This window comes from Streptomyces sp. NPDC028331, assembly GCF_055565775.1.
The window spans coordinates 1-26,405 of record NZ_JBVHTR010000017.1; the positions used below are offsets into that span (position 1 = coordinate 1).

Sequence of the window (26,405 nt, forward strand, 5' to 3'; positions counted from 1 at the left end):
GCAGCGAGGAGTGGGTCGTGGTCTACGACGAGCAGCGGGAGGCGCTGTGCGTGGAACCGCATACCTCCCCCCCCAACCCCCTCCCCCCCCCCCCCCCCCCCCCCCCCCCCCCCCCCCCCCCCCCTCCCCCTCCCTCCTCTCCCCCCCCCCCCCCCCCCCCCCCACCCATGGCGTGACCATCCGCGCCTCGGACGGTTATGCCGGACATGGAAGCCCCTCGTTCCGGCAGGTCCGCCGCCCTCGGCGCCGTCACCTCCCTCCTGCTTCTCGTCGTCACCGTCCTGACCGGCTCCCCGGCCACCGCCGCCCGCCGCGCGGTCCCTTCGGCGGACCCCGCGGCGATCCGCGCATGGAACGTCATCGCCGCCGACACCATCGCCGCCGGCGTCGGCCCCACGCGTCCGTCGGGGCAGGCGGTCGTCTGGCACGGGTTCGTCTCGGCCGCCGTCTACAACGCCGTGGTCGGCATCCAGGGCGACTACGCCCCGTACCAGTGGCGGGAACGCGGCCCCTCCACCGCGTCGCCCGAGGCGGCGGCCGTGGCTGCGGCGCACCGGGTCCTGCTCACCTACTTCCCCGCCTCCCGGGCCGGGCTCGACGCCGCCTACGCCGACTGGCTCGCCCGGATCCCGGACGGCACCGCGAAGACGCAGGGCGTGGACTTCGGAGAGCGCGCCGCCGACCACGTCATCGCCCTGCGCCAAGGCGACGGCCGGTACGCGCCCGTGCAGTTCACCACGCCGCCCGGGCCCGGCGTCTGGCGGCCCACCCCGCCGGGGTACCAGCCCTTCATCGACCCCTGGCTCGGCAGGCTGCGCCCGATGCTGCTCCTGTCCCCGGCCCAGTTCCGTCCCGGCCCGCCGCCCACCCTGCCCTCGGCGCGCTATGCCCAGGACCTCAACGAGGTGAAGCGCATGGGGGCGAAGACCGGCTCGCCCCGCACCCCGCTCCAGACCGAGACGGCCCTGTTCTTCGGAGGCAGTCTGGTCACCCAGATCCAGGCGGCGCTCAGGGACTACACCGAGCGGCACCACCTCGGCATCGCCGAGACGGCGCGCATGTTCGCCGCGGTGGACACGTCGGCGACCGACGCGGTCATCACCGCCTGGGACGCCAAGCTCCACTACGGACGCTGGCGGCCCATCACCGCCGTCCAACTGGCCGACACCGACGGCAACCACGCGACCCAGGCGGACCCGCAGTGGCAGCCGCTGCTCGTCACTCCACCGCACCCGGACTACCTCAGCGGCCACACCACGGTCACCGGCGCGGTGACCCGGACCCTCAGCGGAATCCTCGGCACCACACGTCTGGACCTGAACATCCCCTCCGAGATCACCGGCACCACGCGGCACTACGAATACGCCGACCAGCTCGACCAGGACATGATCGACGCGCGTGTGTGGGCCGGAATCCACTTCCGCTCGGCGGACGTGGCCGGGGACCAGGCCGGGCGGCGGATCGGCGGCTGGGCGGTGACCCACTACTTCCAACCGCTGCGCCCGCAGCGCTGATCCGGGGCGCGTGACGTACCGGCGCGCCCCTCGCAGCGGCCGGGGCACGGTGCGACGCCCGGGCAGACCACCGAGCAGAGGAACGTCAGCGTGACGAAGGCCCCGGTCATCCGCCGGGGCCTTCACCGTCGATGCTCAGCGTTTGGCGAGGTCGCCGACCTTGGCGGTCAGCGCGGCCACCGCTTCCTTGACGGTGCCGCTGTTCTTGCCGGCCGCTTCGGTGAAGGTGGTGAGGGCCTGGGCGAGTTCGACGTTGCTCTGGGCCACGGCCAGGTTGACGGCTGCTTGCGCCAGGGCGATGGCGTCGGGATGGGCGCTCTTGCCGGCTGCTTGGTCCACCTTGTCCTTCGCCGTGCGGATCAGGTCCTTCGCGGTCGTTACCACGGTCCCCCCTCAAGTGCGGTGACGTGTCCCCGTCCACGGTAGATCGTGACCCGTGCCCGGGGTAGAGCGCCTCACGCGGCCCGGCTCCCGGCGCCCGCAGTGGTGAGGCCGGCGCCGCCCGCGTGCTCAGTCGCCGCGGCCCGCACCGGGATCGTCGTGACGTCCGGCCGGCTCGGACACCGTCGGCGCGGTGAGGCAGCGGCCCTTGCGGAACGCCCGCAGGGTGAACACCGGGTCGGGACGGGGCAGGTCCTGGTCCGGGAGTGCCGCGAGGTCGCCGGCGATCCGTTCGGTGAGCGGATCGCCGGGGGCCAGGGTGACGAACCAGCCGCGGCGCAGGTCCGCCAGGGTGCGGCGGGGGCTGCGGCCCTGGCCGGCCCCGGTGAAGCGGGCTTCTCCGGCCGGGACCAGGCCGCAGGCGGCGGCGTGCGCCGCGACCGCGTCGGCGGTGTCGTCCGCGGGGCGGCGCGGGCGCCGGGCCAGGACCGCGTCGATGTCGCTGCCCACGTCGTGGGAGGCGGCCTTGTCGACGGTGGTGACGTAGAGGCCGCCCGGCCGCAGTACCCGGGCGCACTCGGCCAGCACGGCGCGTACCGCCTCGGGGCCGGCCAGGAGATGCAGCAGCCACACGCTGGTGACCGCGTCGAACACCCCGTCCGCGAACGGCAGTCGGCGGCTGTCGGCGAGGACCACGGCGCCGGGCAGCCGGGCGGCGGCCCGGCACGCCATCTCGTACGCCAGGTCCACGCCCACGATCCGCATCCCGGGCCGGGCGGCCGCCAGCCGCCTGGTGACGATGCCCGTGCCGCAGGCCACGTCGAGCAGTCGGCCGGCCCCCTCGGGTATCAGTGCGAGCACCGCGTCGGCCGCCGCTGCGGCCCGGGGTTCGCCGCCGCGCAGGCGGTCGTACTCCGCGGCCTCCTTCTCGTAGTCCAGCACGTGCGGCGACCGCTCAGTGCGCGCCGTGTCCGGGGGCCAGCTCCTCCACGCGGCGGGCCAGTTCGAAGTCGAGGTCGGTGACGGCGCCGCCGACGCTGTGCGTGTTCACGGTCAGGGAGACGGTGTTGTAGCCGAGGGTGAGGTCGGAGTGGTGGTTCAGCTCCTCCTGCACCTGGGAGATGTGCACGACCATCGCGGTCGCCGCGAAGTGCGAGCCGAGCCGGTAGGAGCGGGTGATCCGGTCGCCTTCGAGGGACCAGCCGGGCAGTTCCGCCAGCCGGTCCTCGATCTCCTTCTGCGACAGTGGTTCGACGGGCATGACCTGGCTCCTTCCGTACGGCGCGACGCGAGGGTGGCCCCACCCTGTCACATCCCCTCCGTGCGGCCCCGTACGCGTGGCCGTGCCCTCGGAGCCGATGTGCCGCGGGTTCTCAGCGCCGCACGCACTCCGCCGCGAAGTCGTCCGACAGAACGGCGATCTCGGCACGTCCCTCGACTCGCTCCAGCCACTCCTGCGGCAGCCCGTGGTCGCCGTGGTGGGCGCCGAGGAGGTTGCCGCAGAGGGCGCCGGTGGAGTCGCTGTCGCCGGAGTGGTTGACGGACAGCAGCAGCGCGGCGCGGACGTCGGGCTCGGCCAGGGCGCAGTACACGGCGATGGCCAGGGCCTCCTCGCCGATCCAGCCACCGCCGAGTGTCTGCACCTTCTCCGCGGTCGGTGAGCCCTCGGCGGCCAGGTCGAGGGCGGCGCGCAGGGCGGCCGTGGTCTCCTCGTGGCCGGGGTGACGGGCGAGGAGGCGCAGGGCGCGCAGTACGGCGCCCTCCAGGGAGTCGCCCTCCACCAGGTGTGCGACGATCGCGGCGAAGGCGCCCGCGGAGTAGTAACCGGTGGGGTGGCCGTGGGTGGTCTGGGCGCACAGCGCGGCCATCAGGAACGCCGTGTCGCCGGGCACCCGGGCCAGGCCGAAGGGCGCCGAGCGCATGACCGCGCCGCAGCCCTTGGAGTCGGAGTTGACCGGCCCGGGGCTGCCCAGCTCGGCGCCGGGGTCGGGCACGAAGTCCTGGGCGAGGCCGGAGAGGCAGGCGTTGCCGGGGGCGCGGCGCGCGTACAGCCACTCCTGTGCGGCCAGGCCGACGGCGCCGGCGGGCGGGCCGGGCAGGCGCTGGGTGTCGAGCCAGCGTCCGTACGCGTCCCGTACCAGCCGGGCCCAGCCGCCGCCGATGCCCTTGTGCCGCTCCCGCTGGTGCGCCTGCCGAAGGCCCTCCACGGTGAACAGGGTCATCTGGGTGTCGTCGGTGACGCGGCCCACGGTGCCCTGTCCGTCGGATACCGGACCGGTGACGCCGTCGGGGCCGTGCGCGGCACGGATGCGGTCCAGGGAGGAGAACTCGATCGGGTAGCCGAGGGCGTCGCCGATCGCGCCCCCGAGGAGGGAGCCGCGCACCCGGGCCCGGTAGACGGCGGTGGCCTCCCAGGACGGGTTCAGCCGCTCGTACATGCATCACTCCTCGACTACGGTCCTGTGTATGACCATTGTCGTGTCCTCACCCCCCACCCCCTCACCCGCCCCCTCCGAGCAGGGGATCGGTCCGCTGCTGCGCGGCTGGCGGGAGCGGCGGCGGGTCAGTCAGCTCGAGTTGGCGCTGCGGGCGGGCTCGTCGGCGCGGCACATCAGCTTCGTCGAGACGGGCCGCTCGCGGCCCAGCGAGGAGATGGTGCTGCGGCTCGCCGAGCATCTGGACGTGCCGGTGCGGGAACGCAACGCCCTGCTGCTGGCCGCGGGTTACGCCCCGCACTATCCGGAGACGCCGCTGGACGACCCGTCGATGCAGGCGCTGCGGGCGGGGGTGGAGCGGCTGTTGCAGGGCTACGAGCCGTATCCGGCGCTGGTGGTGGACGCGACGTACGGGGTGGTGGCGGCGAACCGGGGCATCGCGATGTTCCTGGAGGGCGTCCCGGACCACCTGCTCACCCCGCCGTTGAACGCGATGCGCCTCACGCTGCATCCGGAGGGGCTGGCGCCGCGCATCCGCAACCTGGCCGAGTGGCGCGGCCACCTGCTCGCGCAGATGGAGCGGCAGATCGCACTGCAGCGCTCGCCGGCCCTGCGTGCGCTGTACGAGGAGGTGGCGGCGTACCCGGTCCCGGACCGGGCGGAGTCGGCACCCGGACCGGGCGAGGACGCCGAGGAGGTCCCGTACTTCGCGCTGCCGATGCGGATCGAGCACGACGGCCGGGTGCTGTCCTTCGTGTCGTCCATCTCCACCTTCAACACGCCGATGGACGTGACGGTCGCGGAACTGGCCATCGAGACGTTCCTGCCGGCGGACCCGGCGACGGTGAAGTACCTTCAGTCACGGGGTACCTGACGGCTCGTCGGGCGCAGGCGTCCCCTCGGCCCCCTGAGAGTTCCGCCCGGACGTGCCACACTGCTCGGGTACTTCGGCGCGGAGGGGAGGCGTGGCGTGAGTGAGCGGCGGCCTGCGCCGACCGTCGGGCAGGTGGTGCTCGGGCGGCGGATGCAGGAGTTGCGGGAGGCCGCCGGGCTGAAGCGCGAGGAGGCGGCGAAGGTGCTGCGGGTCGCCCCGGCGACCGTGCGGCGCATGGAGACCGCCGAGGTCGCGTTGAAGATCCCGTACGTGCAGGTGCTGCTGACGACGTACGGCGTGCCCGAGGAGGAGATCGCCTCCTTCGTGCGGCTCGCCGAGGAGGCCAACCGACCCGGCTGGTGGCAGCGGTACCACGACGTGCTGCCGGACTGGTTCAGCCTGCACGTCAGCCTGGAGGGTGCGGCCCGCATCATCCGGTCCTACGAGCCGCACTTCGTGCCCGGGCTGCTGCAGACCGAGGACTACGCGCGTGCCGTGCTGGAGGGGGGCACCGTCGGGCAGGTCCGGCCCCGGGACGTCGAACGGTATGTGGCGCTGCGGCTGGCCCGGCAGAAGCTGCTCGCCCGCGAGGACCCGCCCCACCTGTGGGTGATCATGGACGAGACGGTGCTGCGGCGCCCGGTCAGCATCCGCGCCCAGGTGATGCGCGACCAGCTCGACCGCCTCCTGGAGGTGTCCGAGAACCCCGCGATCACGTTGCAGGTGGCGGAGTACGCCTCCGGGCCGCACCCGGGGACGTACACGCCGTTCGTGCTGTTCCGCTTCGCGGAGCCGGAGCTGCCCGACATGGTGTACAGCGAGTACCTGACCGGCGCCCTCTACCTCGACTCGCGCATCGAGGTGGCCATGCACCTGGAAGTCCTGGACCACATGTCGGCGAGGGCGGCCACGGTCGCGCGCACGCGGGAGATCCTGCGGCAGTACCGCGACAGGTTCTGACCCGGCGCCGCCCCGCCCGCCAGGCCGGTCACGGCAGGTCGTCCTCCGCCCACATGTCGAGAAGGTCCGCGTCCGAGTCGGGCGTCCTCGCGGGTGCTCCGGTGGTGCCGGGGAGCGCCTGTTCGGCCCAGATCACCTTGCCCTGGGGCGTGTACCGGGTGCCCCAGCGCTCGGTCATCCGCGACACCAGGAACAGGCCCCGGCCTCCCTCGTCGGTCGTCGCCGCGTAGCGCAGGTGCGGTGAGGTGCTGCTGCCGTCGGCGACCTCGCAGATCAGCGCCCTGTCGTCGTGGATCAGTCGCACATGGATCGGCGGGGAGCCGTAGCGGATGGCGTTGGTGACGAGTTCGCTCAGGACGAGTTCCGTGCCGAAGCCGAGTTCGGTGAGGCCCCACTCGTCGAGCTTGCGGGACAGGGCGACCCGCATCCCGGACACGGCGGACGGGTCGGGCGGCACGTCCCACTCGGCGATCCGGTCGGCCGGCAGCGCCCGGGTGCGGGCGATGAGCAGAGCGACGTCGTCCTTGGGCCGTCCGGGCAGCAACTGGTCCAGCACGGCCTGGCAGCTGTCCTCGGGCGGGCGGCCCGGGTGACCGGCGAGGGCGTCGCCCAGCAGCTCCATGCCCACGTCGAGGTCGCGGGTGCGGTCCTCGATGAGGCCGTCGGTGTAGAGGACGATCTGGGTGCCCTCGGGGAGGTCCAGCTCGGCCGTCTGGAAGGGCATGCTGCCCAGGCCGAGCGGCGGTCCGGCGGGCAGGTCGGGGAAGGTGACGTCTCCGTCGGGGTGGACCAGGGCGGGTGCCAGGTGCCCGGCGCGTGCCATGGCGACACGGCACGTGACGGGGTCGTAGATGGCGTAGAGGCAGGTGGCGCCCACGATGCCGGCGGCCGTCTCGGTGCCCGCCTCGTCCTGGTCGATGCGGCCGACAAGGTCGTCGAGATGGCTCAGCAGCTCGTCGGGCGGCAGGTCGAGGGCGGAGAAGTTGTGCACCGCGGTCCGCAGCCGCCCCATGGTCGCGGCGGCGTGCAGCCCGTGGCCGACCACGTCGCCGACGGCCAGCGCCACCCGGCTGCCCGGCAGCGGTATCACGTCGAACCAGTCTCCGCTGACGCCCGACTGGGCGGGGATGTAGCGGTAGCAGACCTCGAGGGCGCTCTGCTCGGGCACGGCCCTCGGCAGCAGGCTCCGCTGCAGGGTGACCGCCAGGGTGTGCTCGCGTGTGTACCGGCGGGCGTTGTCGATGCTGACCGCGGCCCGGGCCACCAGCTCCTCCGCGAGCGACAGGTCCTCCTCGTCGAAGGGCTTCTGCTGGGCGGCGCGCCAGAAGTTGGCCATGCCGAGCACCACGCCGCGGGCCTGGATCGGGGCGGCGATGAGGGAGTGGATGCCGTAGCCGATGATCTCCTTGGTGCGCTCGGGGTCCTGCGCGTGCCAGCCCGTGGCGGTCGCCAGGTCGGTCACCAGCTCGGCGCGGCCCGTGCCGTAGCCGCGCGCCTGGGGCGTGGAGGGCACGAAGTCGAACAGGCGGCCCCTCTCGTAGAGCGGGTGATCGTCCCGGATGCCGCGCACGGCGGTGCGCCGCAGGTCCGTGGCCGTGGGCCCGGGCTCCTCGCCGCGCAGCACGGCGTCGGCCAGGTCCACGGTGACGAAGTCGGCGAAGCGGGGCACGGCGACCTGGGCCAGCTCGTCGGCGGTGCGGACCACGTCGAGCGTGGTGCCGACGCCCAGTCCGGCGTCGTAGAGGAGTTTCAGCCGCTCGCGCGCGACCTCCGCCCTGCCGGACACCGCCTGCAGCTCGGTGGAGTCGCGCAGGGTCACCACGGTGCCCTTGGGACCTCCGTCACGGTCCGTGGGCCGCTGGTTGACCGCGAGCAGCCGCTCCCCGGCGAAGATCACCTCGTCGGTCGCCTCGCGCCCGGAGACGAGCAGCGCCACCGTCGCGGCGTCGAGGACCGCGAGCTCCGACACGCGCTGTCCCTCGGCGTCCAGGGGGAGCGACAGCAGCCGTCTGGCCTCGTCGTTGGCGAGGAGCAGCCGCCCGTCGCCTCCGATGATGAGCACTCCTTCGCGCACCGAGTGCAGTACCGCGTCGTGGTGCTCGTACATACGGGTCATCTCGTCGGGGGCCAGGCTGTGGGTCTGCCGTCGCAGCCGCCTGCCGACCAGTGCCGTGCCGCCGGTGGTCACCACCAGCGCGCCGGCCCCGGCGCCGAAGATGATGGGGAGTTGCCGGTCCACCTCGTTGGTGACGTTCTTGACCTTCAGACCGGCGGAGACCAGGGCCACCACCTTGCCGCTGGAGTTGTCTATGGGAACGGTGGCCTGTTCCTCCTCGCCGAGCGGGCCGTGGACGCTCTCGGTGTAGACCTTCCCCGCGAGCGACGGGCCGATGGTGCCGACGAACCGCTTGCCGATCCGGCTCGGCAGGGGGTGGGTGTAGCGGATGCCCTTGGTGTTCATGACGACGATGAAGTCGACACCGGCGGATCTGCGCGCCTTCTCCGTGAGCGGCTGGAGCACCTTGGTGGGGTCGGGGGTCTGCAGGGCCTGCACGACGCCCGGAGAGTGCGCGAAGGTCTGCGCGACGGCTATGGAGCGGCGCTTTGCCTCGGCGTTGGTGTCCCGCTGCGACTGCAGTACGAGGGCGATGACGGCGCAGACGACGAGCAGCACGACCAGCGCCACTTGCAGGACGAACACCTGCCCGGCGACGCTCCGTGGACTCCTGCCGATCAAGGACCGCATTGGCATGCGCCTAAATCGAGCGTTTCCGCTCGCCATGCGACATTTCTAGCACAGCGTTCGGTGCGGTCCGCCGGGCCGGCAGGTTCACGCCGGATCCTAAGGCGCCGCCCGGCGGCCGGGCGGCTCGCCCGCAGTACGCCGACGCAGCCCTCTGGAACTGTCTTGACCTGCGGAAACACCCGATTCCGGGCGCCACTCCGGGCGGCTCGGCCGTCGCTGGATCAGCCCTTTCTCCGCGCGAAATCCCCACACCCGTCACCGGAGCCGGAACGGCAGCCCGGCCGCGACGCGGTCCCCGGCGACGGGGTCAGGCCGCGCCGCCCTTGGTGTCCCTGTCCTCGTCGACGACCTCGGCGTCCACCACGCCCTCTTCGTCCTGCGGCGCCGTGTGCTGCCCGGTGCCTTCCGTGGGCGTCTGCTGGGACTGGGCGTACATCGCCTGGCCCATCTTCTGGCCGGCCGTGGCGAGCTTGTCCACGCCGCCCCGCAGGGCCGCCGTGTCGGCGCCCTCCTTGAGCAGGTCCTTCAGCTCGGTGACCGCCGCCGTCACCTCGCCCTTGGTGTCCGCCGGCACCCGCTCGTCGTTCTCCCGCAGGAACGTCTCGGTCTGGTAGACGAGCTGCTCCGCCTGGTTCCGCGTCTCCGCCGCCTCCCGGCGCCTGCGGTCCTCCTCGGCGTACTGTTCCGCGTCCCGCATCATCCGGTCGATCTCGTCCTTGGGCAGCGCCGATCCGCCGGTCACCGTCATCTTCTGTTCCCGGCCCGTCGCCAGGTCCTTCGCGGAGACGTGCATGATCCCGTTGGCGTCGATGTCGAAGGTCACCTCGATCTGCGGCACCCCGCGCGGCGCCGGCGGCAACCCGGTCAGGTCGAAGACGCCGAGCTTCTTGTTGTACGCGGCGATCTCGCGCTCGCCCTGGTAGACCTGGACGCCGACCGACGGCTGGTTGTCCTCCGCGGTGGAGAAGATCTCGGAACGACGGGTCGGAATGGTCGTGTTGCGTTCGATCAGCTTGGTCATGATGCCGCCCTTGGTCTCGATGCCGAGGGACAGCGGGGTCACGTCGAGCAGCAGCACGTCCTTGACGTCGCCGCGCAGGACTCCGGCCTGGAGGGCCGCGCCGACGGCCACGACCTCGTCCGGGTTGACGCCCTTGTGCGGGTCCTTGCCGGTGAGTTCCCGCACCAGGTCGGTGACCGCCGGCATGCGCGTGGACCCGCCGACGAGGATCACGTGGTCGACCGCGGAGAGCTCCACGCCGGCGTCCCGGACCGCCTGGTGGAAGGGCGTCCGGCAGCGGTCCAGCAGATCGGCCGTCAGTTCCTGGAACTGCGCGCGTGTCAGCCTCTCCTCCAGGTGCAGCGGCCCCTCGGCGGTGGCGGTGATGTAGGGCAGGTTGACGGTGGTCTCGGTGGAGCTGGACAGCTCGATCTTGGCCTTCTCCGCGGCCTCCCGCAGCCGTTGCAGCGCCATCTTGTCGGCGCCGAGATCGATGCCGTACTGGCCCTTGAACCGCTTCACCAGATGGTCGACGACCCGCTGGTCCCAGTCGTCGCCGCCCAGGTGGGTGTCGCCGTTGGTGGCCTTGACCTCGATCACGCCGTCGCCGATCTCCAGCAGGGAGACGTCGAAGGTGCCGCCGCCGAGGTCGAAGACGAGGACGGTCTGCTCCTCGCCGCGGTCGAGCCCGTACGCGAGGGCCGCCGCCGTCGGCTCGTTGATGATCCGCAGGACCTTCAGCCCCGCGATCTCCCCGGCCTCCTTGGTGGCCTGCCGCTGGGAATCGTCGAAGTACGCGGGCACGGTGATCACGGCGTCCGTGACGTCCTCGCCCAGATACGCCTCGGCGTCCCGCTTCAGCTTCTGCAGGACGCGCGCGGACAGCTCCTGTGCCCTCAAGCGGGTGCCGTCCACGGACCCGTGCTCGGGGAAACGCCAGTGCGCGTCGCCCATGTGCCGCTTCACCGAGCGCGCGGTGCGCTCGACGTTCGTCACCGCCTGCCGCTTGGCGACCTCGCCGACGAGCACCTCGCCGTTCTTGGCGAAGGCCACGACCGACGGCGTGGTCCGCGCCCCTTCGGCGTTGGCGATGACGGTGGGCTCACCGCCCTCCAGGACGGCCACCACCGAGTTCGTCGTCCCCAGATCGATCCCGACCGCACGTGTCATCGCCGTCCCCTTCCGCCCGGGCGCTTCCCGCACTCCATCACAAAACTTGAGTGGCCCCATGTCAATGCGCTCGACGGGGGGCTCCCGATGCGATGCCGGGTACCCGCAAACGGCGGTGCCGCGCCCCCTCGGCGGGAAAGCGCGGCACCTGTCGGGACGTTCGGCGTCAGGCGAGCTTGGCGTCCAGCGTGATCGTCGTACCGGACAGGGCCTGGCTGACCGGGCAGTTCTTCTTGGCATCCTCGGCGGCGGCGACGAACGCGTCGTTGTCGATGCCGGGGACGGTGCCCTCGACGGTGAGGTGGATGCCCGTGATGCCCTCACCCGGCTGGAAGGTGACGTCCGCCTTCGTCTCGAGCTTGGTGGGCGGGGTGCCGGCGCCGGCCAGGCCGTGCGACAGCGCCATGGAGAAGCAGCTGGAGTGGGCGGCGGCGATCAGCTCCTCGGGGCTGGTCTTTCCGTTCGCGTCCTGGGAGCGCGAGGCCCACGTGACCGGCTGCTGGGCGATGCCGGAGGAGTCGAAGGTGACGACGCCGTTGCCCTCGAGCAGGTTGCCTTCCCAGACGGTGTGAGCGGTGCGCGTGGTTGCCACGGTTCTTCCTTCTTTCGATGGGGTCCCCTTGCCGGGGGTTCCGTCGCTCCCATCCGATCACACCTGAGCCGTACGGACCCAGTTCCCCGCCGCGTCGGCACCGTCCTGTCGTCAGGCGGCGCGTTCGTCCGCCTCCTCGGCGGCGGGCAGCGGCACTTGGGGGCCGTCGCACTCGCCGAGCCAACGGCGGAAGACCCGGTGGACCTGCTCCGCGCCGACGAGTTCGGTGCCCTCCCCGACCGGGTCGGACAGCTCCACCGGCCACAGCAGGAAGGGCCGACCCTGGGCGCCGCCGAGCCCGCCGTGCGAGCCGATCTGCTCCTCGAACGCCAGGACCTCCCCCTCGGCCGGGTCGTACCAGGAGTTGACCATGATGTCGGCGGCGTGCGGGAAGGAGTGCGTGCGGCGCACGGCGTCGGCGGCACCCGGCCCGAAGCCGGCGAGCGGGCCGGTCTCGTCGGCGAGCCGGTCCACCGGGATCTCGGCGCCGAACGCGCCGAGCACCACCCCGCCGTGCTCCTCGCTGCGGACCAGGACGAAACCGACGCCGGGATGGTTGGCGAGCGTCGACAGCAGCGCCGGGTGGCGGCGGTCGATCTCCTCCTTGCTCATCCGGTGCGGCACGTCGGGGAAGGAGACGAGCCCGAGGTTCCCGGAGGCGAGCACGACGGGCTCCGAGTGGCGGCGGGCGGCCCTGTGGTGCTCGGCCTTCTCCTCGACGGGCCGGCGCAGCGCGGCCCGTACGGCGGCACGCGCCTCGGCCCCGCTGTGGGTCCCCACCACCTTCCGTGGCACGGGCAGCCCGCACCCGGCCCGCACCAGGTCGGCGAGGCTGAGCCCGTACCGCGTGCGGAAGGTCTCGCCGGGGCTCTGCCCGTGGTCGGACAGGACGACGATCCGGTACGGGCGCGGGGCGTGCTCGGCGACCTGCGCGATCAGTGCGAGGGAGCGGTCGAGGCGGCGCAGGACCTTCTCGGCGTCGCGGCTGTGCGGCCCCGAGTGGTGGGCCACTTCGTCGTAGGCCACCAGGTCCGCGTAGACGGCGCTGCGTCCGGCGAGCATGTCGCCGATCACCGCGGCGACGACCACGTCCCGTTCGACGACGGTGGCGAAGGCGCGCACGAAGGGGTAGAGACCGCCGCGGCCGACCCGGGGCCGCTGCCTGCGGACGCGGGCCCGGGTGGACTGGCCGATCTCGCGGGCCACCTCGGCCGCGAACGACATGGCGGTGCGGACGGCGTTCGCGGGATCGCTGAAGTACGCGAAGTAGCCGGCACGGGAGCGGTTCTCCCTGCCTCGCCGGGCGGACACGGACAGCACCAGGGCGAGCTGGTCGGCGCCGCCGCTGAACAGGTTGCCGCGGCTCGCGCCGTCGACGGCGAGCAGGCCGTCGTCGCCGGTCCGCTCGATGGCGCGGCGCTGGAGCTCGGCGGCGCTCGTCGGGCGGTTGCACACGACGACCTCGCGGGTCTCCTTCTCGTACCAGCGGAAGGCGGGGACGTCGTGGTTGGAGCCGTGCAGGATGCCGAGCTGGCTGGCGCCGGTCTGGCTGGACCAGTCGGTGCGCCAGGCGGTGAGCCGGTGGCTGGGGCCGCGCCCCTCGCGCGGGCCCAGCCAGGACGCGACGGTCGGCATCAGGCCCCGGTCGACGGCCGCCCGCAGCACATCGTGTCCGACGCCGTCGAGCTGCACGAAGACGGCGCCGGGGGTGACGCGGCCCAAGTCGTCCTCGTCGCGTCTGCGGCGGCGGGCGGCGAGCCGGTGGAGCCTTCTGCGGTACGCGTCGTCGTCCCGGACGGCGAGGGCGGCGCCGGTGGCCGAGGCGACGGCCGACATCGCGGCGGCGACGAGGACGGCGGTCTCGGGGGCCGCCTCGGCGTCACCGGAAGGGGTGATGCGGAGGGCGACCAGCAGGAGGGAGCCGTTGAGGAAGAAGACGAGCAGGCCGAGGACGAGTGCGGGGACGAGCAGCAGGAGCCGCACCAGTACGGGCCACACGAGGGACGACAGCAGACCGAAGGCACCGGCACCGGCGGCCGCCGTGACGGCTATGCGGGTCGCGCTGTCGCCGCCGGGGGACTCCAGCCGGAAGTCGGGCAGGACGGCGGCGAGGACGAGCATGGTGGCGGTGGAGGCGGCCCACACGGTGATACTGCGTCCCACGCCGCTGAGCAGCTTCCGCCAACGCCCGTGCCCCACGCCAGCTCACCTCATGTCATGGCTCTGCCGCCCTCTCGGATGCGCCCCCACCTTGTCACAACGCCTTGTCACGCCGCCGGGAGCCCCCGGTCAGCGGCCGTCGTAACCCGCCGTCGGCAGGGAGAGGCGCCGGTGGATCCGGGCCTTCATCCCGGCGTCGTACGAGGGCTCCGCCCGGCCGACCGTCTCGACGCGGACGCCTCGCCGGGCGCACTCCGCGGCGAACTCGTCCACCGAGGTCAGGGCCCGCTCCAGGACGCGGCGGCTGGGGGCGACGAACAGGTCGACCAGGCCCGCGTCCACATCCGTCCACAGCGCGCAGTGGTCGGGGCGCAGGCCACGGACGAGGAGCTCCCGCGTCACCACGTATCCGCGCTCCGCCGCCCAGCGTGCGCACATCGCGTGCTGGCTCCGGGAGTCGACGAGGAAGGGGTCCGCGTCCAGCTCCTCGAGCGGCGTCAGGCTGGCGATCGCCGCGACCCGGACCGTGCCCGGCCGGCCGCGGGCGTCGCGCGCGCCGGAGGTGCCGTGCGCTTCTCCCATGGGTCCCCCCTCACCTCAGGGTTTCGCCGCAGACCCTACTCCTGCCCGTAGGCTCGGGGGGAGTCGCGCGAAGGAGGCAATGGGGTGCCGGTGGAGGTCACGTGGTGGGGTCACGCCACCTGCACGGTCGAGGACTCCGGTGTACGGGTGCTCACCGATCCGCTGTTCGCGCGCCGTCTCGCACATCTGCGGCGGCGCCGCGGTGCCCCGCCGCCGCCCGAGGCGGCGGTCGCGGACGTGACGCTCGTGTCACATCTGCACGCCGACCACCTGCACGTGCCGTCGCTGGCCCGGCTGGCTCCGGGCACCCGGGTGCTGGTGCCGCGCGGGGCGGCGGACCAGGTGCCGGGACTGCGCCGGCTGGGCCGTCTGCGGCTCACGGAGGTGGCGCCCGGGGACCGGGTACGGGTCGGTGACCTGGTCGTACGGGTGGTGCGCGCGCGGCACGACGGGCGCCGGCTGCCGGTGGGACCGCACCGCTCCCCCGCGCTCGGCTTCGTCGTCGAGGGACGGGCACGGACGTACTTCGCCGGTGACACCGGTCTGTTCCCGTCGATGGCCGAGGAGGTCGGGCCGGTCGACGTGGCGCTGCTGCCGGTCGGCGGCTGGGGGCCGTACCTCGGGGAGGGGCACCTGGACGCGGGGCGCGCGGCGCAGGCACTGGCCCGGCTGGCGCCGCGCAGCGCGGTGCCGGTGCACTACGGCACGTACTGGCCGATCGGGATGGACGCCGTGCGCCCTCACGAGTTCCACGCGCCGGGCGCGGAGTTCGCCCGGCTCGCCGCGCGGTACGCCCCGGACGTCCGGGTGCACCTGCTGTCCCACGGTGAGAGTGCCCGTCCGGAGGTCGCCCGGTGATGCACCTCGCCGCCACGACCACCCTGGTGCCCACGGAGTCCACCCAGCAGGCCGTCGGTTACCCGTCCCTGTTCCTGCTGGTGCTGATCGGGGCGCTGGTGCCGGTGGTGCCGACAGGGGCGCTGGTCAGTTCCGCGGCGGTCGTGGCCTTCCACCGGACCGCGCCCTTCTCGCTCGCGCTGGTCTTCGTCGTCGCGGCGCTCGCGGCCTTCCTCGGGGACATCGCGCTGTACTGGCTCGGGCAGCGCGGCATGCGGTCGAAGAACGGTTCCCGCTGGCTGGAGAACCTCCGCGACCGCGCCCCCGAGGACCGGCTCGCCCAGGCCCAGGAGAAGCTGAACGAGCACGGCATCGCGGTGCTCACCCTCTCCCGGCTGGTCCCCGCGGGCCGTGTCCCGGTGATGCTGGCCTGCCTGCTGGCCCGTATGCCGCTGCGGGACTTCGCCCGCGGCGACGCCCCGGCGTGCCTCGCCTGGACCGGGACGTACCAGCTCGTCGGCATCCTCGGCGGCTCGCTGTTCCCCCAGCCGTGGGAGGGTGTGGTGGCGGCGATCGTGCTGACGGTCGTGATCAGCGTGGCTCCCGGCCTGTGGCGCCGGATGCGCAGGGCCGCCACCTCGTGAGCCGGGGCCGGCTCGGCTCACTCCAGTACCCGTGACGCCCCCACCGGCAGGTCCCACAGGTCCTCGCGGGCCAGTCCGGCCTTCTCCCAGGCCGCCCGTACCCGGGTCAGCGGTTCCAGGACCGGCTCCGCCGACAGCACGAACGTGGCCCAGTGCATGGGTGCCATTCTCCGTGCGCCCAGGTCGAGCGTCGCCCGGACCGCCTCCTCCGGGTCGCAGTGGACGTCGCTGAGCCACCACCGCGGGTCGTACGCGCCGATCGGCATCAGGGCGAGGTCGATCCCCGGGTAGCGCTGCCCGATCCGCTCGAACCAGTGCCCGTACCCGGTGTCGCCCGCGAAGTACACCCGCTGTCCGTCGGGCGCCGTCAGCACCCAGCCGCCCCACAGCGAACGGCAGGTGTCGGTCAGGGTGCGCTTGGACCAGTGGTGGGCGGGCACGAAGTCGAACCGGACGCCCTCGACCTCGGCCGCCTCCCACCAGTCCAGCTCGGTCACGCACGTGAACCGCCGGCGGCGGAACCACGCGGCGAGCCCGGCCGGTACGAGCATCGGGGTGTCGCGCGGGAGGCGGCGCAGCGTCGGGGCGTCGAGGTGGTCGTAGTGGTTGTGGCTGATGACGACGGCGTCGACGCGGCGCAGCGCGTCCCAGTCGATGCCGACGGGCGTGATCCTGGTGGGTGTGCCGAGGATCCGTCGCGACCAGACGGGGTCGGTGAGAACGGTCAGCCCGCCGATGCGCACCACCCAACTGGCGTGCCCGGCCCAGGAGACGGCGACCGTGCGCGCGTCCACCCGGGGCAGCGGGCCCGGCTCGTACGGCAGCAGGGGAATGTCCTTCAGCCCCTCGGGACCGGGCCGCACGGCGCCCTCGCGGGCGAAGCGGGCGAGCGCCTTGAGGCCGGGCAGGGGCGTGGTCAGCCGGTCCACGAAGGAGCGCGGCCAGATACGGCGCTCACCGAGCGGGCGGGGCGCTGCGAGCGGCGGCGCCGCCAGCGGTGCGGGGTCCCGGCTCAGCAGGGGCGTGGGCGTGGTCGCGGGCTCACCGGTGTCCCGGTGTGCCGCAACGCTGCTCGTGGTCGACTCGGACTGCTGCGTCATCGAGGAGGCTCCCATCGCTGAGCGTCGTCGCGGAGATCGTCGAAGACCGATCCCACATGGGCCAACGCGCGTTGCAGGTGTGGCAGTTCCAACGGCTCCGGTGAGGTGAGGCACTGCGCCTGTTCCGCGGCGGTCGCGCCGAGGAGGGGTCCGGTGGACAGACGGACGCGGAGCGCCGCGAGGTCGTCCCCGAAGCGGTGGCCGCCGGGCGCGGGCATGCCGAGCCGGGCGGTGAGGAGGTCCTCGAGTTCCTGCGCGTCGCCGACGCCGCGCGCGTCGAGCGCGGAGCGCAGCGGCTCGAGGTCGGCGTACAGGTGGCGCCCGGCCTGCGGGGGAAGGGCGAGGGCGCCCGCCGCGACGACGGCCCGGCGTGCGGCGTCGGCCACGCGCGCGTGCAGCGCGGTGCCGGCGGTGAGGCGCTGGGTGACGTCGGCGGGCTCGCCGAGGGCGTACGCGGCCGCGGCGGCGACCGGGTCGGCGATCCGGGCCCCGAGGGCGGTGAGCACGTCCAGCGCGCGGGCCCGCAGTCCGGCGCCGTCGGCGGTGGCCGGGAAGCGGGCGATCGCCGCGGGCCAGCCCGGCGGCAGGAAGGGCCCGGCGAGGTCGGTGACGACGGTGACCCGGTCCGGCAGCATCTCGGCGGGGCTGAGCAGCACGGTGTCGTGCGGCCGGTGCAGGGTGTCGCGCCAGGTCTCGTCGCTGACCAGGTGCAGCCCCTCGCCGGCGGCGGCCTCGACGGTCTCGTGCACGAGTTCGGGCGGGGCGACGGTGGCGGTCGGGTCGTCGGCGACGGCGAGCACGAGGAGGCGTGGGTCGCCGCCCTCGGCGCGGATCCGGCGGACGGTCTCCAGGAGGGCGTACGGGTCGGGGACGCCGCCGCACTCCATGGGTGTCGGCACATGGAAGACGGACCGTCCCAGCGCCCGGACCTGGGGCACCCACCAGGCGGGGCAGGGCCGTGGGACGAGTACGTCGCCGCCGAGCGCGGCCGTGACGGCGACGAAGAGCGCGGGGGCGCCCGGGGCGGCGGCGATGTCGTCGGGCTCGGCGGGCAGTCCGCGCCGGGCGAAGTAGCCGCAGGCGGCGTCGAAGAGGGCGGGCAACCGGGAGGGGCCGGAGCCGTCGTGGTCGGCGGCCTCGGCGAGCGCCGCCGAGAGGCCCGGCAGGAGGGGCAGCCCCTGCTGGGGAAGGGGCGGTCCGTAACGGACGGGGCCGTGCCCCTCCGGATCCGTCCGCCGCATGCGTCGCCTCCGCGCAGTCCCTGGTGCCGTCGCCGGTCCCCCGGTGCCCCGGCTCGCTCCACGCCCTCGACCCGTTGCCGCCGCCGCTCTCGTACTCCCGTTCCTCTACGGTGTCGAAGACGCCCTCGGGCTCTGAGTACCCCGGGTCCGGGCCGGTCATGGGCGGCCCGCCCGGTTGCCCGGATCACAAGGTCAGGTGTTCGGATCGCGCGGGGCGGGTTCAGGCGTGGCCGGACCGTCCGCGCCGCCAGACCCGGTGGACGGCGGCACCGAGCGCGCCCGCGATCAGGAGGCCGCCGGCCACGAGGGTGGGCACGGAGTCGTTGAAGGCGCCGCCTGCTCCTGCGTGCACGCCGTGCTGGGCGCCGACGGGAGGCCGTACCTCGTTCTGCTTCTCCTGGCCGTCCTGCTGCTTGCCGCCGCCGGCCTGCTTGGACTGGCCGTCACCTTGCTGCCTGCCCTGGCCGTCACCCTGCTGCTTCCCGGACACCTGGGACTGCCCGTCGCCCTGCTGCTTCGACTGGCCATCACCCTGCTGCCTGCCCTGGCCGTCGCCCTGCTGCCTGCCCTGGCCATCACCCTGCTGCTTCCCGGACACCTGGGACTGACCGTCGCCCTGCTGCTTGGACTGGCCGTCGCCCTGCTGCCTGCCCTGGCCATCGCTCTGCTGCCTACCCTGGCCGTCGCTCTGCTGCTTCCCGGATGCCTGGGACTGACCGTCTCCCTGCTGCTTCCCGGACACCTGGGACTGACCGTCCCCCTGCTGCTTGGACTGGCCATCACCCTGCTGCCTGGCCTGACCCTCCCCCTGCTGCTTCCCGAACGCCTGAGACTGACCGTCACCCTGCTGCTTCGACTGACCGTCCCCCTGCTGCCTGCCCTGACCGTCTCCCTGCTGCTTCTTCCCCGACGGCTGGGAGTCGCCGTCGTCCTGTTGCCTGCTCGACTGCTGGGACTGACCGTCACTCTGCTGCCTGCCCTGAGTGTCGCCCTGCTGCTTTCCGGACACCTGGGACGACCCGTCGCCCTGCTGCCTCCCCTGGCCTTCGGCCTGCTGCTTCGACTGACCGTCCCCCTGCTGTCTGCCCTGACCGTCACCCTGCTGCTTCGACTGACCGTCCCCCTGCTGCCTGCCCTGACCGTCTCCCTGCTGCTTCCTCCCCGACTGCTGGGAGTCGCCGTCCTCCTGCCGCCTTCCGCCCTGCGTGGCGTCGCCGTCGTCGTCATCGCCGTCGTCGTCGTGGTGGCCGTGGCCTCCTCTGCACACGGTGAACGAGACGGTCCACGCCCTCTCACGGCCGCCCCGGCCCCCCGGGCACCGTCCGTCGACGCCCCACTCCGCGTCGCGGCCGGCCATGTCGGCGATGACGTCCACGCTCCCGCCGACCGGAATGCGGGCCGTGCCGCTGTAGTGGACGCGGTCCCGGTGTTCCATCCGGTCGTCATCGTCGTCGTCGCGGTGGACCCGGTGCAGCCGGACCCTGCCCCCCTCGAAGGCCTGGGAGGCGCCCTCGATGGCGTCGGGCAGGCGGGCGCCGGCCGACGCGTCGCAGGACACCGAGACGGTGACCGTGCCGCCGGGCGGGACGGAACGTGGGGTGACGTCGGCGGACGAATCGGCGGACGCGGACGGGGCAACGGCACCCAGGGCGGCGCCGGCCACAGCGGCGGCGGACAGGACTCGGGCACTGCAGCGCATGAGGCGGGCTCCTTCGGCCGGGTTCCTCCGGGGCACGGGAGCCGTGCCCCCGCACCCCCATGACAGCCCGCCCGGCCGTGACGCGCGCGCGGCCGTGCCCCATTCGCGCGACCCGCACCGCCGTGCGGGTGACGGGCGGGCCGTGCCGCGGAGATCAGCCGGCCAGCGAGACCAGTTCGCGTTCCAGGCCGCGGCCCCGCCTGTCCACGACGCCGGCGGCGACGTCGGCGAGTTTGCGGTTGGCGCCCTGGGAGATGCGGCGCAGGACGTGGAAGGCCGTCTCGGCGTCGCAGCCGAGGACGTGCATCACGATCCCGCACGCCTGGTCGACGACGGGCCGGGAGCGCAGGGCGTTGCCGAGCTGGTCGAGTTCCGTGAGGGCGGCACGGTAGGAGCGGTCGCGCACCAGACAGCCCACGGCGAGGTCGCCGAGCACCCTGGCGGGGCCGTGCGGGGCGCCCTTCAGGGTTCCGGGCCGGAAGCTGTAGAGGCTGAGCGTCACGGCCAGCCCGGACTGCCGGAAGGGGATCGTGACGCTGGACCGTACGCCGGCGTCCAGGGCGAGGGCGCGGTACTCCGGCCAGCGCTCGTCGTGCAGCAGGTCGGCGGCGCCGACGGGCTGCCCCGACTCCAGAGCGGCGGGGATCGGCCCGTCGCCGCCGCGGAGCTGGACCGTGACGAGCGGGGCGAGATCGGGGTGGGTGACGGCGGCGGGCCGGTCAGCACCGCTCTCGAGTCCGCCTTCGACGACCGAGGTGCTGACGCCGCAGCAGTCGGGGGTGCACCGGGCGACCTGTTCGACGAGTTCCGACAGCCGACGGGCCGGGAGGGCGGCCTCGGGTGACCCGGCCGCCAGGTGGTGACGCTCCCGGTGGTAACCGAATTGTCCGGTCTCGGGCATCCTTCACCTCCTCTTCGGGCGGCTGCCCGCTCACCAGGGCGGAAAACGGCGTCGGCGACGACGTGGCCGGTTCTGTGTGCGAGACCCCGGGAGGTACTGCGTCCGGGTTAGGTTCATCGCATGGCGCAGACGGAGGAATTCGGTGAAGAGCTGGCGGATTTCGTCCGCCGGGTGGCGGAGCTCAAGGCCGCCCGTTCCATACCCGCGGGCGATCTGTCCTCGGTGCTCGACGCGGCGATCTTCGAACTGGACCATGTCGCCGGGCAGTTGTGGCCGTGGTTCCAGCGGCTGTCCACGGGCGCCGGGGCCGCCCCCGCCGGCTCCGCGGAGCGACAGGAGCAGCAACTGCTCAAGACCCTCTTCCAGCGGCTCCCGGTGCCGGTCGCGCTGGTGGACCGCGAGACGGTGGTGCGGCGGCTGAACTTCGCGGCCCTTTCCTTCACCGGGGTCCGCGCGGGCTATGCGACGGGCCGCCCGCTGACCGGGCTGCTGGCGCACGCCGACCGGGCCGCGTTCCGTTCGCAGACGGCGGCGGTGGCACGCGGCGAGGGCGACCGCAGCATGACGGTACGTCTGCCGCAGCACGCGACGGCGCCGGTACGGGCGACGCTGGTCGCGGTGCGGCCGAGTGGGGAGCCGCGCACGGCGGTCATGGTGGCGCTGCAGCCCGCGGACACCCGGGTGCCGGCCGACGAGCAGACACCGGCCCGGGGCATCCCGAACCTGACCGAGACCACCCGGCACGCGGCGCTGATGGACCTGCTGGACGCCATGACCACGGCCCTGCTGACCGCGCCGGCCGGGGCCGCCCTGGAGCGGGCGGCCCGGGTGCTGCACGGCCGGTTCGCGGACTGGGTGGTGGCGGACGCGGGAGACGGACACCTGACCCGTACGACGGTCCTGGGACCGCTCGGCGAGGACGTGGACGCGCTGGTCGCGCAGGACCCCGCCGAGTGCCCCCTGGTCGTCGAGGCGGCGCGCGGCGGGTCCGCGGTCCTGCGGGTGCGGCCGGACGACCCGGATGCCTTCGGCCGTGACGCCACCGGTGCCCCGGTCCTGGTCCGCGCGGACGTGACGTCCCTGCTGTGCGTGCCGCTCACCGACGGGGTCACCGTGCGCGGAGTGCTCACGCTGTTCCGCAGCGGGGCCCGGCCGGCGTTCTCGATGGCGGAGGCGCAGGCCATGGACATGATGTCCCGTCATATCGCGCTGGCGGTGCGGGGCGTCGGTTAGACGGCGTCCCGCATCACCTGCTCGCGCAGCCGGGAGCAGCAGCGGCTGATCAGGCGGGAGACGTGCATCTGGGAGATGCCGAGGCGCTCGGCGATGCTGCTCTGGGTCATGTCGTCGAAGAACCGCATGTACAGGATGGCGCGTTCGCGTTCCGGGAGGGCCTGGATGCGGGGCTTGACGGCCTCGCGGTCGACGACCGTGTCGAGCGCGGGGTCGAGGGAGCCCAGCGAGTCGCCGAGCGAGTACCCGTCCTCGCTGCCGGGCAGTTCGGCGTCCAGGGAGAGCGCCGTGAAGCTCTCCAGGGCCTCGAGGCCGACCAGCACGTCCTCCTCGCTCATCCTGGCGTGCTCGGCGATCTCGGCGACGGTGGGCCTGCGCCCGGAGATCGTCTGGGAGAGGTCCTGGACGGCGAAGCGGACGCGGTTGCGCAGGTCCTGGACGCGGCGCGGTACGTGCAGGGTCCACATGTGGTCGCGGAAGTGCCGCTTGATCTCCCCGGTGACGGTGGGGACGGCATAGCTCTCGAAGGCGTGCCCGCGCTCGGGGTCGTAGCGGTCCACGGCCTTGACCAGGCCGAGGAACGCGACCTGGCGCAGGTCCTCGAAGCTCTCGCCGCGGCTGCGGAACCGGCCTGCCAGCCGTTCGGCCATGGGCAGCCAGGCCTCGACGATCTCGTCGCGAAGCGCGTCACGCTCAGGGCCCGGGGGGAGCGAGGCGAGCCTGCGGAAGGCCTCCGTGGTGTCGGGGGCGTCGTCGTGGGGGTGGTGCTTCACGCTAGCTCGGTTCTGCATGGTGCGTCGCAACTCCCTTGCTGGTGCCTTGCTGGGTGCCTGGGTGGACGGTCACCGTGGGAGGGGGAAGCGGGTGCGACAGGACACACCCGGGGCGTGATTCACCGCTCCCACGGACGTGCCTCCTGTCCGAAGCACTGAGTCGCGCCTGCCCGGGCGCATTCGCCGCAAACACCGGTCTTTCCGAAGTCCTTGGCCGGCTTCCGCGCGCCCCGTGCCCCGCACCGCGCGGAAGCCGACCTGCGCCCGCCGCCCGCGGCGGCTCCGCGGGCGGCGCGGAACGCGAGGCGCGGCCGGCCGGTACCGCGAGAGCCCTGCCGGTCGGCGCCGCGGACCGGGCGCCCGGCGCCGCCCCGGCCCGTGCGGCTCATCCCGCGGTGCGCCGCCCGGCGTGGACGTCGGCCGACGTCCGCGGGCCCCTCGGCAGCGCCCGCCCAGCCGCTTGCGGGGCCCGGCCCGGCTGCGGCGCCCGGCGTGCGGAGGGCGACCGGTGCACCGCTCGGCGGGGGCGGCGCCGCGGACCGTGCGCGGGCAGTGCGCCGGGCGCCCGGGCCGGAAGTGTCACCGCGGGTGCCCCGTCCGCCTCCCGCGGCCCGGGCCGATGCGTTCCGGCGGCAGGTTTTCCCCGCAGCGGCCGGGTGACTCGACAGGTGCGATCCGTACGCCCCTTTCTTCAAACGGGAGGTCCCCGATGGCCACCAAGGTCGCCGACCACGTTCTGGCGCGCTTGCGCGAGTGGGGCGTGGAGCAAGTCTTCGGCTACCCCGGCGACGGCATCAACGGGCTGCTCGCCGCCTGGGGTCGCGCCGAGGACCGGCCACGGTTCCTGCAGGCGCGGCACGAGGAGATGGCAGCGTTCGAGGCGGTCGGCTACGCCAAGTTCAGCGGCCGTCTCGGTGTGTGCGCGGCCACCTCGGGACCCGGTGCCATCCACCTGCTCAACGGCCTGTACGACGCCAAGCTCGACCATGTGCCGGTGCTCGCGCTGGTCGGCCAGACGCACCGCACCGCGATGGGCGGCTCGTACCAGCAGGAAGTCGACCTGCACACCCTCTTCAAGGACGTCGCCTCGGACTTCGTGGAGACCGTGATGGTCCCCGAGCAGCTTCCGAACGTCCTCGACCGCGCGATCCGCACCGCGTACGCGCGCCGCGCCCCCACGGCGGTGATCTTCCCCGGTGACGTGCAGGAGCTGGACTACTCGCCGCCGACGCACGAGTTCAAGATGGTCCCCTCGAGCCTCGGCCGCAGCGCGTGGACGGCGGTCCCCTCGCAGGAGTCCCTGGAGCGGGCCGCGGAGGTCCTCAACGCCGGCGACAAGGTGGCCATCCTGATCGGCCAGGGCGCGGCGGGCGCGGTGACCGAGGTGCAGCAGATCGCCGAGCTGCTGGGCGCGGGTGTGGCGAAGGCGCTGCTCGGCAAGGACGTGCTCAGCGACGAGCTGCCCTACGTCACCGGCTCGATCGGGCTGCTGGGCACCCGTCCGTCGTACGAGCTGATGCGCGACTGCGACACCCTGCTCACCATCGGGTCGTCGTTCCCGTACACGCAGTTCATGCCGGACTTCGGCAAGGCGCGGGCCGTGCAGATCGACATCGACCCGCACATGATCGGCATGCGCTACCCGTACGAGGTGAACCTCGTCGGCGACGCCAGGGCGACCCTGCAGCGCCTGATCCCGCTGCTGGACAAGGACCGCGGCCGCGAGTGGTTCGACACCGTGTGCGCGAACGTGACCCGCTGGCACGAGGTGATGCAGAAGCGCGCGGAGCTGTCCGCGGACCCGATCAACCCGGAGTACGTGGCCCGGGCCCTGGACCCGATGCTGCCGCACAACGCGATCATCACCTCCGACTCGGGTTCGGTGGCCAACTGGTACGCACGGCATCTGACGATGCGGCCCGGCATGCGCGGGTCGCTGTCGGGGACGCTGGCGACGATGGGCAGCGGGGTCCCCTACGCGATCGGCGCGAAGTTCGCCCACCCCGACCGGCCGGTGATCGCGCTGGTCGGTGACGGCGCGATGCAGATGAACGGCCTCGCCGAGATGATCACGGCGGCGAAGTACAAGGACCGCTGGGAGGACCCGCGGCTGGTGGTGGGCGTGTGGAACAACCACGACCTCAACCAGGTGACGTGGGAGATGCGTGCGATGGAGGGCGCCCCGTCGTTCCTGCCGTCGCAGGAGATTCCGGACGTGCAGTACGCCGCGTTCGCCCGCTCCCTGGGCCTGACCGGCATCCGGGTGGAGAAGCCGGAGGACGTGGAGGCGGGCTGGCGCGCGGGGCTGGAGGCGGACGGCCCGGCGGTCGTGGAGTTCCTGACCGACCCGGCGGTGCCGCCGATCCCGCCGCACGCAAGCTGGGAGCAGATGCAGGCCACGGCGGCCTCCATCCTGAAGGGCGACGCGGACCGTGCCGGAATGATCCGCCAGGGGGTCAAGGCGAAGGTGCAGGAGTTCCTGCCCGGACGCGGCGACAAGGAGTCGTGAGGAGCCGTACGAGAGCCGGCACGGCCGAAGCGGCCACGAGCACCTGCCGCAGAGCCGTGTCGACCGCCGTCCCTCGGGTACACGCGAGGGCCACCCGAAATCTGGAGGGACTCATGCAGCGAGGCAGCGACCGGCTGAACGTCCACCGCGACGACGAGATGAAGCACGAACTCCAGGGGCTGCTGCGCTCCGGCCACCCGACGCGGACCGAGGAGTGGCACGACCCCGAGCCGACCGCCGACGACGACCCGGCGGTGTGGGCCGGTCCGGTGATTCCGGGCGGCGCGCGGTCCGTGGCCGATGTCCGTTTCGAGCTGGCGCGGATCCTGGGTCGTACGGCGTTCCCCGGCCGCCCGCCCGAACTGATCGACGCACTGCGCCGCCACCACGCCCCGGACACGCTCGTCGCACCCCTGGAGCGGCTGCCGCGTTCGTCGCGCTACGCCAACGCCCAGGAGCTCGCCGAGGCGATCGTGGGCGGCGAAGGGGCCGGACGGAGCGCATAGGCGTCCGGTGGGCGGGTACTGCGGGCGTCGTCCCGCCGACGTACCCACCCCCGGCCGGCCGGGGGGAAGCAGAAAGGACAGCAAGGCCATGGCCCATTTCGTCAGGGAGGTCATGACGCAGGGCGTCGTGGCGGTCCTCCCGGACGCCTCACTGGTGGAGGCGGCGCAGCTGATGCGCGCCGAGGACATCGGGGACGTCCTGGTCGCCGAGGACGGGCACGTCGTCGGCGTCCTCACGGATCGTGACATCACGCTGCGGGCCGTCGCGGACGGTGCCGACCCGCTGACCGTGAGCGCCCGGGCGGTGTGCACCCCCGACCCGGTGGTGGTCGGCCCCGACGATCCCGTGTCGACGGCCGTCGACCTGATGCGCGGGCACGCCGTACGCCGGCTGCCGGTCGTCGAGGGCGGCCGGCCGGTGGGCATGGTCAGCCTGGGCGACCTGGCGGTCGCGCAGGACCCGTCCTCGGCGCTCGCGGACATCAGCCAGGCCGAGCCCGGAGGCGGGCGCGGCGGGGTGCCGGCGTGAGCGCGGCCGGGCGGGTGAC

23 protein-coding genes are annotated in these 26,405 nt (G+C 73.5%); 9 read left to right on the plus strand and 14 right to left on the minus strand.

Going from position 1 to position 26,405, the window contains the following annotated elements:
• Positions 1–206 precede the first annotated feature (206 nt).
• Positions 207–1,514: a vanadium-dependent haloperoxidase gene (locus ACZ4SW_RS23990; protein ID WP_468248934.1), complete on the plus strand. Its 1,308-nt coding sequence runs from the start codon at positions 207–209 to the stop codon at positions 1,512–1,514.
• A 135-nt stretch (positions 1,515–1,649) separates the two neighbouring features.
• On the opposite strand, the gene ACZ4SW_RS23995 is transcribed toward ACZ4SW_RS23990, so the two are convergent.
• From ACZ4SW_RS23995 to ACZ4SW_RS24010, 4 genes are all read right to left on the minus strand, one after another.
• Positions 1,650–1,898 (minus strand): hypothetical protein, encoded by a 249-nt coding sequence (locus tag ACZ4SW_RS23995; RefSeq protein WP_468248941.1) that lies wholly within the window; start codon positions 1,896–1,898, stop codon positions 1,650–1,652.
• A gap of 126 nt (positions 1,899–2,024) precedes the next feature.
• Positions 2,025–2,837: a class I SAM-dependent methyltransferase gene (locus ACZ4SW_RS24000; protein WP_468248948.1), complete on the minus strand. Its 813-nt coding sequence runs from the start codon at positions 2,835–2,837 to the stop codon at positions 2,025–2,027.
• A gap of 13 nt (positions 2,838–2,850) precedes the next feature.
• Positions 2,851–3,156 carry a 4a-hydroxytetrahydrobiopterin dehydratase gene (locus ACZ4SW_RS24005; protein ID WP_468248955.1) on the minus strand — a complete coding sequence of 102 codons (306 nt, stop codon included), beginning with the start codon at positions 3,154–3,156 and terminating at the stop codon, positions 2,851–2,853.
• A gap of 112 nt (positions 3,157–3,268) precedes the next feature.
• Positions 3,269–4,333, minus strand: coding sequence for an ADP-ribosylglycohydrolase family protein (locus tag ACZ4SW_RS24010; RefSeq protein ID WP_468248962.1), 1,065 nt, complete (start codon positions 4,331–4,333; stop codon positions 3,269–3,271).
• Positions 4,334–4,361: 28 nt separating this feature from the next.
• On the opposite strand from ACZ4SW_RS24010, the gene ACZ4SW_RS24015 reads away from it, so the two are divergent.
• Together ACZ4SW_RS24015 and ACZ4SW_RS24020 are read left to right on the plus strand one after the other, a co-directional pair.
• Positions 4,362–5,204, plus strand: coding sequence for a helix-turn-helix domain-containing protein (locus tag ACZ4SW_RS24015; RefSeq protein ID WP_468248968.1), 843 nt, complete (start codon positions 4,362–4,364; stop codon positions 5,202–5,204).
• Positions 5,205–5,300: 96 nt separating this feature from the next.
• On the plus strand, positions 5,301–6,164 hold the full coding sequence (locus ACZ4SW_RS24020; RefSeq protein WP_468248974.1) for a helix-turn-helix domain-containing protein: 864 nt from the start codon (positions 5,301–5,303) through the stop codon (positions 6,162–6,164).
• Positions 6,165–6,192: 28 nt separating this feature from the next.
• On the opposite strand, the gene ACZ4SW_RS24025 is transcribed toward ACZ4SW_RS24020, so the two are convergent.
• From ACZ4SW_RS24025 to ACZ4SW_RS24045, 5 genes are all read right to left on the minus strand, one after another.
• The gene (locus ACZ4SW_RS24025; RefSeq protein ID WP_468248981.1) at positions 6,193–8,916 is read right to left on the minus strand and encodes a SpoIIE family protein phosphatase; all 2,724 of its coding nucleotides are present in this window, start codon (positions 8,914–8,916) and stop codon (positions 6,193–6,195) included.
• 301 nt (positions 8,917–9,217) lie between these two features.
• The gene (dnaK, locus tag ACZ4SW_RS24030; RefSeq protein WP_468248988.1) at positions 9,218–11,080 is read right to left on the minus strand and encodes a molecular chaperone DnaK; all 1,863 of its coding nucleotides are present in this window, start codon (positions 11,078–11,080) and stop codon (positions 9,218–9,220) included.
• Positions 11,081–11,246: 166 nt separating this feature from the next.
• A complete protein-coding gene (locus ACZ4SW_RS24035) occupies positions 11,247–11,672 on the minus strand; it encodes an OsmC family protein (RefSeq protein WP_468248995.1) in 426 nt (141 codons plus the stop codon).
• A gap of 111 nt (positions 11,673–11,783) precedes the next feature.
• A complete protein-coding gene (locus ACZ4SW_RS24040) occupies positions 11,784–13,871 on the minus strand; it encodes an alkaline phosphatase family protein (protein ID WP_468249003.1) in 2,088 nt (695 codons plus the stop codon).
• 90 nt (positions 13,872–13,961) lie between these two features.
• Complete coding sequence (locus tag ACZ4SW_RS24045) at positions 13,962–14,414, minus strand: hypothetical protein (protein WP_468249008.1); 453 nt, start codon at positions 14,412–14,414, stop codon at positions 13,962–13,964.
• Between the two features lie 84 nt (positions 14,415–14,498).
• On the opposite strand from ACZ4SW_RS24045, the gene ACZ4SW_RS24050 reads away from it, so the two are divergent.
• Together ACZ4SW_RS24050 and ACZ4SW_RS24055 are read left to right on the plus strand one after the other, a co-directional pair.
• Positions 14,499–15,272: an MBL fold metallo-hydrolase gene (locus ACZ4SW_RS24050; RefSeq protein ID WP_468249015.1), complete on the plus strand. Its 774-nt coding sequence runs from the start codon at positions 14,499–14,501 to the stop codon at positions 15,270–15,272.
• Positions 15,272–15,895, plus strand: coding sequence for a DedA family protein (locus ACZ4SW_RS24055; RefSeq protein WP_468249023.1), 624 nt, complete (start codon positions 15,272–15,274; stop codon positions 15,893–15,895). Before ACZ4SW_RS24050 ends, ACZ4SW_RS24055 begins: the two co-directional genes overlap by 1 nt.
• 17 nt (positions 15,896–15,912) lie before the next feature.
• Here ACZ4SW_RS24055 and ACZ4SW_RS24060 read toward each other — a convergent pair whose 3' ends face one another.
• From ACZ4SW_RS24060 to ACZ4SW_RS24075, 4 genes are all read right to left on the minus strand, one after another.
• The gene (locus ACZ4SW_RS24060) at positions 15,913–16,995 is read right to left on the minus strand and encodes an MBL fold metallo-hydrolase (RefSeq protein ID WP_468249027.1); all 1,083 of its coding nucleotides are present in this window, start codon (positions 16,993–16,995) and stop codon (positions 15,913–15,915) included.
• Positions 16,992–18,236, minus strand: coding sequence for an aminotransferase class I/II-fold pyridoxal phosphate-dependent enzyme (locus ACZ4SW_RS24065; RefSeq protein ID WP_468249032.1), 1,245 nt, complete (start codon positions 18,234–18,236; stop codon positions 16,992–16,994). The genes ACZ4SW_RS24060 and ACZ4SW_RS24065 overlap by 4 nt, the downstream gene beginning before the upstream one ends.
• A gap of 220 nt (positions 18,237–18,456) precedes the next feature.
• Positions 18,457–19,935 (minus strand): hypothetical protein, encoded by a 1,479-nt coding sequence (locus ACZ4SW_RS24070; protein WP_468249035.1) that lies wholly within the window; start codon positions 19,933–19,935, stop codon positions 18,457–18,459.
• 154 nt (positions 19,936–20,089) lie between these two features.
• A complete protein-coding gene (locus tag ACZ4SW_RS24075; protein ID WP_468249041.1) occupies positions 20,090–20,836 on the minus strand; it encodes an ANTAR domain-containing response regulator in 747 nt (248 codons plus the stop codon).
• Between the two features lie 120 nt (positions 20,837–20,956).
• Here ACZ4SW_RS24075 and ACZ4SW_RS24080 point away from each other — a divergent pair, with 120 nt between their 5' ends.
• Entirely contained in the window at positions 20,957–22,069 is a 1,113-nt protein-coding gene (locus tag ACZ4SW_RS24080) for a GAF domain-containing protein (RefSeq protein WP_468249046.1), read from the plus strand.
• Here the strand turns inward: ACZ4SW_RS24080 and ACZ4SW_RS24085 are convergent.
• Positions 22,066–22,860 (minus strand): RNA polymerase sigma factor SigF, encoded by a 795-nt coding sequence (locus ACZ4SW_RS24085; protein ID WP_468249051.1) that lies wholly within the window; start codon positions 22,858–22,860, stop codon positions 22,066–22,068. The two genes, ACZ4SW_RS24080 and ACZ4SW_RS24085, sit on opposite strands and share 4 nt — an antisense overlap.
• A 691-nt stretch (positions 22,861–23,551) precedes the next feature.
• Here ACZ4SW_RS24085 and ACZ4SW_RS24090 point away from each other — a divergent pair.
• From ACZ4SW_RS24090 to ACZ4SW_RS24100, 3 genes are all read left to right on the plus strand, one after another.
• The gene (locus ACZ4SW_RS24090; protein WP_468249056.1) at positions 23,552–25,351 is read left to right on the plus strand and encodes a thiamine pyrophosphate-requiring protein; all 1,800 of its coding nucleotides are present in this window, start codon (positions 23,552–23,554) and stop codon (positions 25,349–25,351) included.
• Between the two features lie 113 nt (positions 25,352–25,464).
• On the plus strand, positions 25,465–25,857 hold the full coding sequence (locus tag ACZ4SW_RS24095; RefSeq protein ID WP_468249059.1) for a DUF2795 domain-containing protein: 393 nt from the start codon (positions 25,465–25,467) through the stop codon (positions 25,855–25,857).
• An 88-nt stretch (positions 25,858–25,945) separates the two neighbouring features.
• Positions 25,946–26,386, plus strand: coding sequence for a CBS domain-containing protein (locus ACZ4SW_RS24100; protein ID WP_468249063.1), 441 nt, complete (start codon positions 25,946–25,948; stop codon positions 26,384–26,386).
• The last annotated feature ends 19 nt before the right edge of the window (positions 26,387–26,405 follow it).